The sequence below is a fragment of the Pontibacter sp. SGAir0037 genome, from assembly GCF_005491705.1.
GTDB lineage: Bacteria > Bacteroidota > Bacteroidia > Cytophagales > Hymenobacteraceae > Pontibacter.
Genome location: NZ_CP028092.1, coordinates 4872106 through 4885561, shown reverse-complemented (window position 1 = coordinate 4885561; position 13456 = coordinate 4872106). Strand labels below are relative to the sequence as shown.

The following is a 13456-nucleotide window of genomic DNA, read 5'->3' as shown; positions in this document are numbered from 1 at the left end:
CGGCTAAACGAAAGTATTCTTTGCCAAATAGAACCCTAAAATGCGCGCAACGAGCTCTAAAGGCTGTTTTGGCAAAGCTTGAGTTTGGCAAAGTTGGCAGAGGACATCGGAGTAGTTGGCAAGGAACGCCAACAAAAAACTCACTGTCAATATATTAGATATCGTACCTGCCACTTATGGCTTCCTCTTCTTTAACAGCGCATTGGAGCAGAAAACATCAATGCCGCACATCTTGGCAAAGAACAGGGCGGCGCGCCTGCTGCGATCATTTGTAGGAGAAGCTGAGTTTTTAGGATAGGCTGTGGATGTTGAGTAGGTGGGGTGGGTCCACCTCCAGTGCCCGTGCAAGCGCGAAGAGTGTGCTGACGGTGGTGTTGACCTCTCCCCGCTCAATCCTGCCAACCTGGTTGACGGGTATGTCGGCCTGGTAGGCCACCTCTTCTTGAGAGAGCCCCTTCTCCAGCCGGATGCCCCTGAGGTGGCGCCCGAACCTTTCCAGCAGTTCCGAGTCCCTTACTTTGGTCACGGGGCAAGTTGAGGATTCGCCGTTGGAATTATTAACACATATATGTGTTATAAAGAGAATTTCGCTATTCTTGCAACTGATTGGAGGCTGCCTTTAAGGGAACAACAGCTACAAGACCTAAACTTAAGAAGAATCAAATGGAAAAGTATTTAATCGGATTTGCCCAGGTGCCGCTGCAGGAGCAGGAGCCGATAGTGGTGTCGGCCGAAGGTAAGGGGCAGGCCTGGGAGAAAGGTATCCGCGAGTTTGTTATCAAGCAGGAGCAGTTCCTGAGCAGCGTCTATGTCAATACCGCGGACTCTGTCTTTGCGGAGGCTCTGTGGGAGGACGAGGAGGGGCCTCTGCTAAGCAGCGACGGCTTCAGGGAGGGGCTCACGCAGGAGGAGGCCTGGGAGATTTTCGAAGATAATCTCAACGATTTCTTCCGTGATGCACCAGACTATGCGAACCTGTACCTACGATTCACCAAGGACACGGTCACCTCAGACTGGCAGGAGGCAACGGAGGCATGGCAGTTTCCTGAGGAAATGCTGGCCGATATCTACAGAAGGGGCGGCGACTGGGAACACCTGCAGCTGCATGTCATCCCGCTGAGGGAGATGGAGTGATCTCAAGCAGTTTGTCCAAAAGCTGCTCTCGGAGGTTCGGGGTATGTTGGACCAGGTATAGAATAGTCTCTAGCAGCTCCTTGTCTGAGCGGTTGGTGACGTCTTCAGGTTTAGGCGAGGGGGGAGCGGGGAAGGGGATGCGCCTGGTATCCCTCCACCTTTTGGGGTCCAAGTTGGTCAGGGTGAAGAGGACGGCGCCTAGAGAAGGCGGCACCTGTACAGTGGTCTCTTTACTGGTTTTGAGGTGCTTTGCCACTGTGCCGTCTGGCAGCAGGGAATGCGCGTAATACGCCTCCTTCCTCGTGTACTTAAAGCCCTTAACCAGCTTCAGAAGGCCAGTCTCCGCTGCCTCCAAAACCTGCCTGCTTTTTGCCTTACCGCTTTTTCGCTTGCCTATTTTATAAAGAGCTCTTATTTCTCTCACTTCCTTTCTCCACCTCCAGAATGTCTGGTACGGGACACCTGCCTTTTGGCAGCATGCGGCAATGGAGTCCAGGCCCAGCGCGTACTCCGAGCAAATGGCGAGCGCCAGCCCGAACCTGTCCCGGTCCTTGGGAGATGAGAGACTCTCCCTCATCTCTCGGATACTCACCTCGTCTAGCAAAGGAGTATGCTCTGCCAGAATTTCCGAAAGCAGCGCCTCCCGCTTGCCTTGGCTGAACTTATAGCTTGACAAGGAGACTAAAACGTTCTTTACAGGGGTAACATGCTTTTTTACAGGTGCTTGAATATTTTGTTTTTTACTGCCTTCTACTGTATTGTGCTTTGCCACCTCATGCTTGAAGTCACGCAGATAAGGAATAAGCAGGCTTTCCTCATAAACAAAGCGCCTACTTTCCTGCCGGGTAGCTGCACGGTACAGTGTCTGGTCAGTACGCTTCAGATAACTTATCTGCCGTTCAATGGTGCGCTTGCTAGTCTTCACGCCCTGACCGATAAGCATGGAAAACAGTTGGTCAATAGTCAAGAAGGCCATGGCTTCCGTGTTGTACAGCTAAAGATAAGGTCTGTTGGCGGAGTTAAGAAATGTTGGCGGAGATAATTTTGGCAAAGTTGATAAAACTGCTCTGTTTTGCATCCCGCAAAATGTGGGTGCCTGTTGCACAACTCATCTATCGGTTTACTTGCTCTCGGTCTTACTTCAAATTAGATGCTTAAAATCCAAGCTCAATTTTCCAGCTGGAGAAGTGATGGTAGCAACACTTCAAAAAGCTTAGGAGAGGCTGTTGGTGTTCCCTTTCCATGGTGATGGCTGGAATTGCAATGTTTTACTGGAGACTTTTTTCAGGCAGCCACAGCTTGGCTGTACAACTGGTTTTCATATTGGCATGGCGTCAGATAACCTAGTGCCGAATGTTTCCTTTTCCTGTTATACCACCCTTCGATATACTCGAAAACGGCCAGTTTTGCCTCTGCTATGGTGGCAAACTTGTGGTGGTACACCATTTTGAGTTTTCATCGTCTTGAAGAAGCTCTCGGCCACCGCGTTGTCCCAACAGTTGCCCTTGCGGCTCATACTCTGCTGCACCGGCATTCCCTCCAATTGCTCCTGGAAGGCACTGCAGGCGTATTGCACGCCTCGGTCAGAGTGAAACAAAAGGGAGTGGAATACAGGCCTGTTTCTCACGGCCATTTGGAAGGCAGCCACCGTAGTTACCTCCGCCTCCATCGTCTCGCTCAGGGCCCAGCCCACTACTTTTCTATCGGCCAGGTCCAGTACCACGGTCAGTTACAGCCAGCCTTCCCCAGTTCTGATGTAGGTCAGATCAGATACCCACTTCTCTGCCGGCCTTACTGCCTGGAAATCCCCTGCCAAATGGTTGTCCGCTATAGTATAGGTATGACTGGAGTCGGTAGTTCGCACCCTATACTTCTTTCGTATAATACTCTGTATATGATGATTCTGCATAAGACGGGCTACCCTTGGGCGGGAGGCTCGAATGCCCCGCTCCTCCAGTTCAAAACTTATCCTGGGACTGCCATAGCGGCACTTGCTCTGCTCATATACTTCCTTGATCTGCTCCACTAACTCCTGTTCTTTCTCATTGACAACGTCGTGCAGAACTACAAAACCCGCAAGGCTTTCCAGTAATTTACTTTTTTAATAATTTCTATACCGTTTTCGGCCTCTTTTCCCGAAAACAGCCCGAAACAGAAAGGCCCGGCGCATTGGCCGGGCTTCTCTGTTTCTAATTAATTGAAGCATTGAGATAGCAACCTATCCCCAATTATTCCAGTCAAGTTCAAATATATCTCGCCATAAACCTTTCCCAACTTCTAAATCTACTACTTTTTCAAGGCTGTTATCAATACCTAATATTGTACCTAAAGGTATTGTACGAATGTCTTCTTTAGGCACGTCAGGTCCAGCACCCGAAAATATTTCCCATTCATCTGTTTCCCATCTCATTACTTCGGTAGCTTTCTCTCCATAAAGAACCTTTAAGTTAGTTACTGCGGTAGAGTTATAAGGAACCGGATAGTGCCATTCTTTAACTAACCATTGCCAAACTGGTTCTTCAGTTATACCAAATACCTTTGACATATTAGGAATATCAAGAGTATTATATTGCTTGTCTGGTATAATCTGTAAAAAATGAATATCCTCTTGATTATAAAAATCGAAAGCTCCTAAGGCTATTAATTTACTCCAAGATTTGTCAACTTTTGACAACGAAAAAGAACCTAAAGAATTTACTCCTAAGGACATTTTTTGCCAATCGCCCCCTTTTGTGAGTTCCTTAATCATATTATCAATAGCAGTACTAATATTATCTTGAGAATAAAATTCACCACCAGCGAAAATAAGTTCTGAACCAAAAGTTTCTTTACATCCAATTGTATAAGCGAACCTTGGCAAAGCGCCCCCACTTACAAAAGTTAAATGGTATCCATCACTTTCAATATTTTTCTTAATTCTCTTTAAGAAATCAGATCTTTCAATCATGTCTGTAAGTGTTACTACTTTCGTTAGTTTCCGGATCTATGAACCTGTTTATGGCAATCTGTACAAAGATTAGCCGTATTCTCTTTAGTTGTACCACCTCCATCTGCGTGCCTTCTTTTATGATGCGCTTGAACATCTTTCGTTGTCACTGGTTTATCACATCCTTCACATTTACCTCCACGTTCGTTCAACATTTCTTGTTTTTCCGATTTCGTAACTACCCGTTTTGGATCTCGCTGCCCAGGAGGTACTGAACCTTTGCCTTTTCCAGGAGCTGGAAGTTCAGAACCATTTGGCATCTTTACCTTTCCGTTTTCTCCGACTTTATCAGCTACTTTCTTGCCAGCTACAACAGCTTTTGCAACAACCCTTTCCGTCTTACTTACTTTATTTGCCCCATTTACGGCGGCTCCCAGTGTAGTAAGATTTCTTCCCGCATTTAAGGCAGATAAACCGGAAGTTGCTGCCCCAAGTGCGGCTGAAACCGCAATAGATTTACCGTCAATATTCGTAAGCGCATCGCCTAAATCCTGGCCCTGAATAAGGTTTGCTGTTACCTGGATGCCGTAATCGGTAGCCGCACCAATAATTGCTCCTACAACAAAGTTAGGCAAACGGCCATCCGGGTCGTTATGTGCAATCGGGTTATTGAGAACAAAATTATACGGGCTCCAGCTTTCTTGGTCTTCTTCTTCGCTGTCCGGATCAACTACGTGCCAGCGTCCAATTTGAGGGTCGTAAAAACGCCAACCGTGGTCGTTCCAGTTCAGTCCAAACTCCTCCTGTTTCTCCTTTCCGTTGTACTGGAACCTGTTCTCCATTGATCCGATCGCCCGGCTGCTGATGCCTGCCTGCACCAGGCCGAAGGGGTAGTAGTGCGACTCCTCCAGCAGCTGCCCCCGCACGTGGGTGAGCTGGAAGTTGTCGAAGTAGACCAGCTCGTTTGCCTCGTTGGCAACGTAAACATAGGCATACCCGCTCTTGTTTGCAACAGGCCCGGCGGATCCCACCAGCTGCAGGGTTCTTTTAGTGCCCGCCGCCAGGTAGTCCACCTTCAGCACCCGGCTGCTGGCCTGGTCGAAGCGGAACTGCTCGTCGAAGAAGAGCACGCACAGGTAGGCCTTGGGCGCCTGCTGGCTCGCGTTGTTTGGGTTGGTGCTGGCGGCCGGGTTGAGGAAGCCCGCCAGGCCCGCGTCCCCCGTCAGCTGCTGGCCGATGAGCGCCTCGTTGCCCTGGATCACCCCGCCGGCCACGCCCGTGCCCGTCAGGCTGCCCAGCACGCTGGCCACCATGCTGCCCAGCGGGCTGGCCCCGCTGTTGTCGGCGCTCGGGATGCTGTAGGCGTAGTCCACCTGCGTCTGGATCCGGTCCCCGGCCATCACCTTGAGCAGCTTGGCGGCGCCCACTCCCCCGGTCGCCTTCCGCACGCCCATCGCGTTGGTCACGCTGCCCCCGAAATTGGTGGAGGTGCGCACGGCCGCCACGTTGATGCTGCCCCCCTGCCGGTTCTGCCACTGCTCGTTCTGCTGGGCGATGCCGGCGTCCTCGAAGGTGAGGGCCTGGTACTGGTCCGTGCGCGGCTCCTCGGTGAGCGTCATGCGCACGTTGCCCAGGTGGTCCTTAAGGAAGTAATCGTAAACGAAGGCCGCCGCCGTGGCGCCCTGCGCCGGCTTGTAGCGCACCCGCCCCTCCTCGTGGGAGATGAACTGCAGCTCCTCGCCCTCGTACACGGCCCCGGCCAGGTAGTGGGTGACCTTGGTCACCCCGTTCTCCTGCACCGTCTTCTTGAGCTTGGCCCCCGAGGCGTCGTAGGTGTAGGCGATGGTGCCCCGCACCGTGCCGTCGGCCTTGCGGAAGGTAAGCTCCTGGGGCAGGTTGAGGTGGTTGTAGGCAACGCCGCCGGCCGCACTGCTGCCCAGCCCCTTGTTGAGGTCCTTGGTCATGTTGCCCGAGGCGTCGTAGGCGTAGTCGGTGCCGGACTTGGCGTTGAAGCCGTAGTTGAAGTCTCCCAGCTTCGTGGCCGCGTCGTTCTTTTGGTCCGTCACGGCCTGCAGCCTGTTGCCGCCCGACAGGTAGCTGTAGGCGAGAATGTCGATGTCGGCGCTGCCGCCCACTTTCCATCCTTTCTGCGTCATGGACAGGATGTTGCCGTTGGCGTCGTAGGCAAGGCCGCTGACGCTGTAGTCCACGCCCGCCGTCTTGTTGAAGCTGCCCCCGGTGTGCTGGTTGAAGGCCGCCCCTGACAGCCTCCCGGTCCCGTCGTAGCTGAAGTCGTACTTGCGCACCTCGTCGTCCCCCGTCGACTTCCACACCGTCCCCGCGATGTTGCCCCCGAACTGCCCGGCGGCGTAGGAGCCGATGGCCGTCGCGGTCGTGGCCTTGACAAGGGTCTTGTCGTAGCCTAGGTCATAGCCGAAGTAGGCGGCCGCCGTGCTCCCGGTCTGCTTGGCGTAGTCGCGGTTGGCCCCCAGGAGCCAGCCGCGGATGTTGTAGTCGTAGGCCTGCGTCTCGAGCGGGTCGGAGGCGGTGCCGGGCTTTATACCCAGCTTCTTATTTTTGAGCTGGCCCAGCGCGTCGTACTCCAGGCGCGAGAGCGTTTTCCAGGCGCCGCCGTCGATGCTCTTCTCCACCTGCGTCAGGCGCCCCAGCACGTCGTAGCCGTGGCGGGTGGCCTCCTGGGTCTCCACAATGCTTTGCGGGGCCGCCTCCTTTTTGAACTGGCGCCGCAGGTGCGTGCGCAGCGGCTTGCCCGAGAAGTCGTACTGGGTGGTGGCGATGTCCACGCCCCCCGTGTGGTTCACCGTCTGGGTCTGGATCACCCGCCCCTGCTCGTCGTAGAGCAGGGCCGCGGAGACGAAGGCGGAGGTGCCCAGCACCCGGCTGCGGGTCCAGGTCACCAGCCCCTTCACGGCCAGCGTACGCTCCAGCGGCTGGGCGTAGAGCGGCGAGGCGTTGTAGGTGAGCACGAAATTGGTGCCGTTGAGGAAGGTGCCGCTCCCCTGCAGGGCGGAAGAGAGCCCGGCGGGGAGGCCGCTGTAGTCGTCGTAGTGGGTCTCGGAGAGCAGCTCCCAGTTGGTGGCGGGCGTCGCGGTTGGGGCGAAAGGGTAGTCCGCGGCCGCGGCCCCCATGGCCTGGGCGCTGTGGAAGGCCCGGTCGCTGGCGCTCGTCCAGATACCCGTCTTCACCGGCCGGTTGAGCGCGTCGTAGAGGGTCACCAGCCACCTCTTGGCGCCGGTGGCCTGCACCGCGTCCTGGGTCATCACCAGCCTGTCGCGCCTGTCGTAGACCAGGGAGACGGTGCCTGCGCCGGGCACCTGCTTCATCACCATCCGGCCCCGCCCGTCGTACTCGTAGCGGAAGCAGAGCTCGGCGAGCTGCGCCGCCGTCAGCGTCCAGGCCGTGGTCGCCGAGGCGGGAACGCTCTCCGTAGCTTTCGGCTGCACCACGGCCCGCAGCTGCCCCAGATCGTCGTAGACGTAGTAGGTGCACAGCCAGCCGGCGTGCCCGCTGCCCGTCCCGGTGTCCTTGGAGGCCGTGTGCTGCACCTTCCGCAGCACGACCAGCCCGTTCTTGTCCTTGAACTCTACCTTCTGCCTGCCGTCCTCGTCCTCGGTCACCGTTTTGGAGAGCTCCCTATCCGCATACACGGAGGCCGCTGCGTAGGTGCCCCAGGTGCCAGTAACATCGCTCACCCGCCACAGCCGCACGGCGTCTGCGGCGCTGTTGTGCAGGTGGCTCACCTTCACGCCCCGGCCCTGGCTGACCCAGCTGTTGCCGGGCGCGTAGGTGCGCTCCACGCGGTTGAGGGGCGACGCCTCATACTCGGTCTTGCCGTAGTAGAAGGTCTCGCCCTGCCCCCTAACCGGGCTCTGGGCGTTGGCGTCGCTGTAGAAGAACTGCTGCTGGTCGAAGGGGTTGAGCTTGAAGGCCCCGTTGCTGACGGCGGTGTTGCCCCCGGTGCTCCCCGCCGCGAAGGGCAGGTAGGCCCGCGCCTCGCGGCCGAAGCCGTCGTACGCCCTGGCCGTCACCAGGTCTGTGGCGGCCGTGCCGGTGGCCATCGCCCCCTGCCGGACCACCGTCTGCAGGGGCCTGCCCAGCCCGTCGACGTACTCGGTGCTCATGCGGAAGCGCTCGGCGGCGGCCGTGGAGGTGATGTTGGCCGCGTTGGTCTCGGGCGCGGTGGCCTCCCAGGCCCGCACCTGGCTGACCTTGGTGCCGGCCGGGTAGGCGGCGGGCTTCACCACGGTGGCGTCCTGCGAGCTGGCGTGTAGGGAGACGAGCAGGGCCAGCGATAGCAGCACATGCCCCAGGGGGCTCTTCCGCCCAATCAGGCGGTACGGTAAACGCTGTTTCATAGGGGGATCGGTCAGGGACCTTTTTAATGTTCTGTTGGAATGCTTATGAGTCGATGTCTTTAGATTTTTCACCTGAGCTGGTAGCCCACCCGGAGCAGGACGGCCTGCGTGCGCGGCGCCTGCCGGTAGCTGAGAAAGTCCCAGAGCAGCTGCATGCTGCCCCGCGCGCTTCCCCGGAGCCGGTACTTGACCGCCAGGCCCGCCAGGCCGCTCGGCTGCCAGCGCCCCCCCGCCGTGTCCCCCGCCGCAGGGGGCAGGACCGCGCGTCTGGGCCCCGGGCGGTGGTTGAGCTCGTAGCCCGCGTAGGCCAGGTAGCGGCCGCCCAGGCGGTACTCGCCGTAGGTGCGGAGCCCCAGCCCCTGGTGGCTCAGGCGCAGGTCCCGGATGCCGCTGCCCCAGCCCAGCCGATAGGAGGCCCCCAGGCCCGCACTGGCCCTGTCGTGCAGCCGGTAGCCCAGCCACCCCCCCAGCTCGCTGGAGGCGGGCAGGGCATGGCGGGCGCCCTGCGACTGCACGTTGAAGCCGTACTCGAGGCGCTGGAGCAAGGGCCTTGCCCGCTGTCCGTTCGGCCTGAAGCCGTGGGCCTCCGCCTCGGAGGGGCCGATGCCCCCGCCCTGGCCCAGCAGGGAGCCCAGGCGCTCCTGGGTCTCCCGGAAAGGCTCCAGCAAGTCGCCGCCCGCCTCCCCGAAGCGGTCTCGGAGCGCCTCCCCAACAGAGGTTAGCGTCTGTATCCCCGGCTTGGCGGCCTCAGGGCCAGTCCCCTGCAGGTTGAAGATGCCCCCCAGCTGCGAGCGGGCCTGGAAGAAGGACTGGAACCGCGGATCCTTTGCCAGTTGCCGCAGCAGGGCCGCCTCCAGCCGTCCCGGCTCCGAGACGCTTTTCTGCAGCTCGTCGGCCTGGGCGCCGAAGTAGTAGACCTGCTTGCGCAGGGGCTTGAGCCTGCCGCTGAGCCCCGTGCCCTGCAGGCGCTCGAGCAGCTCCCGCTCCCGCTGCTCAAGCGCCTGCCGTATGTGGTCGGTGCGGTCGAGCCGCTCCTGGAGGGCCTCCAGGGAGGAGAGTGCCTGGGCCTGCGCTGTACCGGAAACACCGCCCTCCTCCAAGAACCGCAGCGCGGTCGTCAGCGAGTCGAGGTGACCCGTGTAAACCCTGGCATAGGGATCGCTTCCGGCGGGCGTCTCGGCCAGCCTGCGGTAGCGCGCCGCGGCATCGCCTGGGAAAAGCTCCCGGGCCCGCAGCGAGTCCTCCCGCAGCAGCCGCTTTCGGAGCCGCTCCTCCCGGCGGGCCACCCTGTCCAGGTAGCGCCGGGTCTGCCGGGCCAGCCGCTCCTCCGCCTGACCACTCTTCCGCTCCAGCGAGCGCCAGAGCTTGGCAGGCGGGCTCGCCGCCTCCCTGAGAGGGGGGCTTCCCTCCTGTGCCTTTGCTCCCGAGGCCAACAGGGCCAGGGAGAAGAATAGAATCAAGACGCGTAGCATGCTGGCTCAGTGGTTATGGTTGTGGGAAAATCGGTGTATCATTGGTAGATAGGCCTTAGGCTAAGGGGTGTCGCAGGAGATAAGCTCCCCGGCGTAGCTGTAGCAGAAGGCCTTGAGGATGTTCTGGCGGTGGTCCCTAATCAGGCGAAGCCTCCCCATCCCGTCGTACTCGTAGTGGGTGGACTGCCCCCGCGCGTCCGTCACGCTCGTCACCCCGGCAGAGGGGCTGTAGGTGTAGGTGGTCACCTGCGCCTGCGGCAGCTGCGACCGCAGCCCGTTGAGCTGCGCCTGCTGGGCGGCCGTGAGCGTGGCCGACGAGGCGATCAGCGACACCGCCGCCTCCCCGCCCAGGGCGTCCCGAACCGCCTCGTAGGAGGCGTTCTCCACCTGGGCAACAGGAAGCGAGTGGTTGTAGCCCCAGATGTAGGTCAGCTGAACGTCCCCCTCCTTAGAAACTGTTTTAGGCTTGCCACGATCGTCGTAGCCGTGGTAGCGCAGGCGAACCTCCGGTTCGTTGCCCAGGCTCTGCGTCTCCACCGTCTGCGGAACGAACACGCCCTGACCCGCAAACGGGCGGTGGTAGTTGGTCCTCACCGTCACCAGGTGGCGGACATCCTGCCCCTCGGCCACCGTCTGACGCTCCTCCACCACCGGCCGCAGGATGTTGGCCGCCACCATCTGCCCGTACACACTAGAAGCGCCCCCCGTCGAGGCCACCAGGTCCTGCGGGTACTTGAGCTCCCGCGACTGCGTCTCTCCCCGGCTTCCCACAAAGCTGCTCCTGCGCAGGAAGCGCGTCGCCGCGTCGTACTCGTGGCGCGTCTCCGTCTTGTAAGACACCGTCGACGTGCCCTGCCTGCTGTACTCCTGCACCGTGCTCTTCACCAGGTCCGTCCGGCCCGTCACAGGGTAGAAGTCCGACTTTAGAAAGTAGATCGGGTCTGGAGACTGTTTTACCCAAAATGAATTCTCTACATCACTATCTGCTCCAAGGTAGAAGTACTTGACGGGGGCCAGGGAAATGGAGCGGAAGCGCTCCATGCGCACGGCATCCTGGTGGTAGCTCTCATCCTTGGAGAACTGGTACTCGTTCACCGTCTCTTTCAGCAGTGCGTTCTCCCGGCTGTAGACCAGCTCCCTTTTCAGAAGCCCCAGCTGACTCTCGTTGATGATCGGGGTCGTGTAGGGAAAGGTGGAATTGTAGCTCGGCGGGTGGTCGGCAAAAGAAGTGAAGTAGCTCTCCGTCCGACCGTTGTCCTGCCCCCCCTGCGTTTCACGCTCCACCACGCGCCTGTAGGTCACAGGGCTACCGTTGGAATAGGCAATGTCAAAAACAGCCGAACTGGAGCGTACAATGGAGTTGGGACTGAAATTACCATGGTAAAATTCTTCGGGTTCAGGGTTGTTGGGGTTATCTTTATCTGTTAAAGTGCCTCCATTTGTGCTTCTCCAATCATAGTGTACCCTGTGGGTGTAGGTGGGGTAGGCGCCCAGGGCTCCGGAGGAGGTTACCCCGTCCTCCAGCACATAGGCGTACTCCCGCACCCTGGCGGGCGTAGTAGATATCCCGTCGTAGTCTGTCAGCTTCTTAGCACGCAAGCCACCCACCCAGGGCTGCAGGTGCCTGAGCGTCACAGTCGAGCTCGTCCCCGCGTTCACCTCTCGCCACTTGACCTGCACGTAGTTCTCAAACTGCAGCCCCCCCGTCGTGTAGAAGGTGACCGTATGCGTCCCCTGCACCATGTTGAGCAGGCTGAAAGTGTAGTAGATCGTGTTCCCGTCCCCGAGTAGGGGATCACCTTCTGGACGTATTGATAGCTAGGGCTGCCCGGGGCGCGGATCTCGGCGACGACGCTGCAGCCCCCGTAGGGGCAGGAGCCGTAGCCCGGGATCTCGAACTCGAAGTTGGTTGTGGTGTTGGGCTGGCCGCTGAAGGAGACTTGCGCTACAGCGGAACTCCCGCTTGACAGGTACACCGAGGTGTTCTTGTCCGTGTAGGGGGGCTGCTGCACCGTGTAGGTGAAGCTCTGGTCCAGCCAGTTGTCCTGGGCCTGGTTGGCCTCCAGCTCAAAGACCGTGTAGCCGCCGGTCGGGTAGCTCATCTTCGTGAGCGAGCCCGCCTTGACCCGCTCCGGGTCCGTGTCCCGGTTGCCACCCAGGAGCTTGTAGTTTGAAGCCTTCCTCTCAGGCCACGGGTAGATCTCCTCCGGGATCAAAGACCCCGTGTTGCTGTTATAGTAGCCCCAGTGATCCTTCATCCAGCTCATCCTGTCGGGAAGCGGACGCCAGTGGTACTCGAAGGCGTAGGGCTTGCTCTCCGCCTCCGAGGCCCCGCTGAAGGGGATCACCTGCCGGAGTGTGGCCCGGTTGGTCGAGTAGTCCTGCACCAGCCGGAAGCCCCGCCTGGCCCCGCCAGCGTCCGTGATCGTGATCTTATCCAGCAGGCGGTCGCCCACAAGGTCCGTCCTGCTCTCTGCCTTATAGCTGTAGCTCATCTCCACCCCGTCTGGGAAGATGATCCGCTTCAACCGCTTGCCGCTTATGCTGTTATAGCTGATTGATGCCGGTGATCCAGGTTTATCCGCCCTAGGGAAAATGCCAATAACATCCGTAAGCGTCTGGCCGATGCTATAGGCTGGGATGGTAGTATCTTCATACTCCAGCACAATTTTGTCCTTGCCCGAAGGCGTGGCGATCTCGGTCAAATACCAAGAGGAGGTGTATACGCCGAAGACAGTATTGGCACCACTATCAGTTGTTTTCTCCACCGCATCAAACACGTATTTATAGCCGTTGTCGTCGGTGATGGTAAAGCTGTTGATCCGACGATCTGCCCCACTATGAATCATGGTGTTCTCAATCTTGAGCTGGTCGAGGTTGTGGATGAGCAGATCTCCCTGCCTGCCGTAGGAGAACTTGCCGCTCCGCCCGCCGAAGCTGTAGCTGAACAGGTCCCCCTGGCTGTCATAGGTGTTCGTGTAGATAAGGTTGTAGGGCCTGGCGCTGATGTCGAAGGGGTTATTACCCGCTTCTTCTTGTTGGGGCGGCGTGTAGGCCATGAAGCCGTATGTAGGTACCTCGTCGGGGATGCCGCGCATCACCCGGCTCACCACACCGCCTGCATTCAGCGCCCAGCCTATTCCCACACTCGAGGCCACCTCGTCCACCTTCACCCCGCCCGCATGGTAGTCCAGCGAGACCGACAGGCTCAGCCCGTTGGTCGCTCCAGAGTAGGAGTAGATCGGCACGCTCACCCGCGGAATGCCCGTCGAGAGCCCCACCGGCACATTGCCGAACTTGCCCAGGGCTGCCGCGTTCGGGGACGGCGGGAAGACCTTCTCCAGGCTCGGGTTCAGCGAGCCGGGGGCTGTTTGGCCATGCACCCCGCATACAAGGCGAAGGCAGATAAGCGCAACAAGTATACATTGCCTTCTACAGGAAGGCAAAATCATAGCCCGACAGCCCGTTTTAGCAGGTAGAGAGCAACGCCACGCCCCCGCGTTTGGCAGCACGGCGACCGCTGCAATCAGTATCTTTTTCATGTCCAC

Annotated in this window: 10 protein-coding genes and 1 pseudogene; 1 reads left to right on the top strand and 10 read right to left on the bottom strand. The window is 58.7% G+C overall.

Features of this window, described 5'->3' with window-relative positions:
* Positions 1 to 289 precede the first annotated feature (289 nt).
* Positions 290 to 526 (bottom strand): helix-turn-helix domain-containing protein, encoded by a 237-nt coding sequence (locus tag C1N53_RS20225; protein WP_137761034.1) that lies wholly within the window; start codon positions 524 to 526, stop codon positions 290 to 292.
* 137 nt (positions 527 to 663) lie between these two features.
* Between C1N53_RS20225 and C1N53_RS20220 the strand changes: the two genes are divergently transcribed.
* On the top strand, positions 664 to 1134 hold the full coding sequence (locus C1N53_RS20220; protein ID WP_137761033.1) for a hypothetical protein: 471 nt from the start codon (positions 664 to 666) through the stop codon (positions 1132 to 1134).
* Here C1N53_RS20220 and C1N53_RS20215 read toward each other — a convergent pair.
* From C1N53_RS20215 to C1N53_RS20175, 9 genes and pseudogenes are all read right to left on the bottom strand, one after another.
* The gene (locus C1N53_RS20215; protein ID WP_137761032.1) at positions 1109 to 2110 is read right to left on the bottom strand and encodes a hypothetical protein; all 1002 of its coding nucleotides are present in this window, start codon (positions 2108 to 2110) and stop codon (positions 1109 to 1111) included. The two genes, C1N53_RS20220 and C1N53_RS20215, sit on opposite strands and share 26 nt — an antisense overlap.
* 308 nt (positions 2111 to 2418) lie before the next feature.
* The gene (locus tag C1N53_RS23010; protein ID WP_371415968.1) at positions 2419 to 2538 is read right to left on the bottom strand and encodes an IS3 family transposase; all 120 of its coding nucleotides are present in this window, start codon (positions 2536 to 2538) and stop codon (positions 2419 to 2421) included.
* A 103-nt stretch (positions 2539 to 2641) separates the two neighbouring features.
* A pseudogene (locus C1N53_RS23005) lies at positions 2642 to 2857 on the bottom strand (DDE-type integrase/transposase/recombinase); the annotation flags it as partial.
* 6 nt (positions 2858 to 2863) lie between these two features.
* The gene (locus tag C1N53_RS20200) at positions 2864 to 3196 is read right to left on the bottom strand and encodes an IS3 family transposase (RefSeq protein ID WP_371415967.1); all 333 of its coding nucleotides are present in this window, start codon (positions 3194 to 3196) and stop codon (positions 2864 to 2866) included.
* Between the two features lie 156 nt (positions 3197 to 3352).
* Positions 3353 to 4081 carry a DUF4262 domain-containing protein gene (locus C1N53_RS20195; protein ID WP_137761029.1) on the bottom strand — a complete coding sequence of 243 codons (729 nt, stop codon included), beginning with the start codon at positions 4079 to 4081 and terminating at the stop codon, positions 3353 to 3355.
* 23 nt (positions 4082 to 4104) lie between these two features.
* The gene (locus C1N53_RS20190) at positions 4105 to 8436 is read right to left on the bottom strand and encodes a DUF6443 domain-containing protein (protein ID WP_137761028.1); all 4332 of its coding nucleotides are present in this window, start codon (positions 8434 to 8436) and stop codon (positions 4105 to 4107) included.
* A 68-nt stretch (positions 8437 to 8504) separates the two neighbouring features.
* The gene (locus C1N53_RS20185) at positions 8505 to 9908 is read right to left on the bottom strand and encodes a hypothetical protein (protein ID WP_137761027.1); all 1404 of its coding nucleotides are present in this window, start codon (positions 9906 to 9908) and stop codon (positions 8505 to 8507) included.
* A 60-nt stretch (positions 9909 to 9968) separates the two neighbouring features.
* The gene (locus C1N53_RS20180; protein ID WP_137761026.1) at positions 9969 to 11651 is read right to left on the bottom strand and encodes an RHS repeat domain-containing protein; all 1683 of its coding nucleotides are present in this window, start codon (positions 11649 to 11651) and stop codon (positions 9969 to 9971) included.
* Positions 11564 to 13450, bottom strand: coding sequence for a hypothetical protein (locus C1N53_RS20175; RefSeq protein WP_137761025.1), 1887 nt, complete (start codon positions 13448 to 13450; stop codon positions 11564 to 11566). Before C1N53_RS20175 ends, C1N53_RS20180 begins: the two co-directional genes overlap by 88 nt.
* Positions 13451 to 13456 lie beyond the last annotated feature (6 nt).

Bases quoted from the DNA above. Each gene is read 5' to 3' on its own strand.
- C1N53_RS20220 (WP_137761033.1), top strand. From the start codon at position 664: ATGGAAAAGTATTTAATCGGATTTGCCCAGGTGCCGCTGCAGGAGCAG.
- C1N53_RS20215 (WP_137761032.1), bottom strand. From the start codon at position 2,110: ATGGCCTTCTTGACTATTGACCAACTGTTTTCCATGCTTATCGGTCAG.
- C1N53_RS20195 (WP_137761029.1), bottom strand. From the start codon at position 4,081: ATGATTGAAAGATCTGATTTCTTAAAGAGAATTAAGAAAAATATTGAA.
- C1N53_RS20190 (WP_137761028.1), bottom strand. From the start codon at position 8,436: ATGAAACAGCGTTTACCGTACCGCCTGATTGGGCGGAAGAGCCCCCTG.
- C1N53_RS20185 (WP_137761027.1), bottom strand. From the start codon at position 9,908: ATGCTACGCGTCTTGATTCTATTCTTCTCCCTGGCCCTGTTGGCCTCG.
- C1N53_RS20180 (WP_137761026.1), bottom strand. From the start codon at position 11,651: ATGGTGCAGGGGACGCATACGGTCACCTTCTACACGACGGGGGGGCTG.
- C1N53_RS20175 (WP_137761025.1), bottom strand. From the start codon at position 13,450: ATGAAAAAGATACTGATTGCAGCGGTCGCCGTGCTGCCAAACGCGGGG.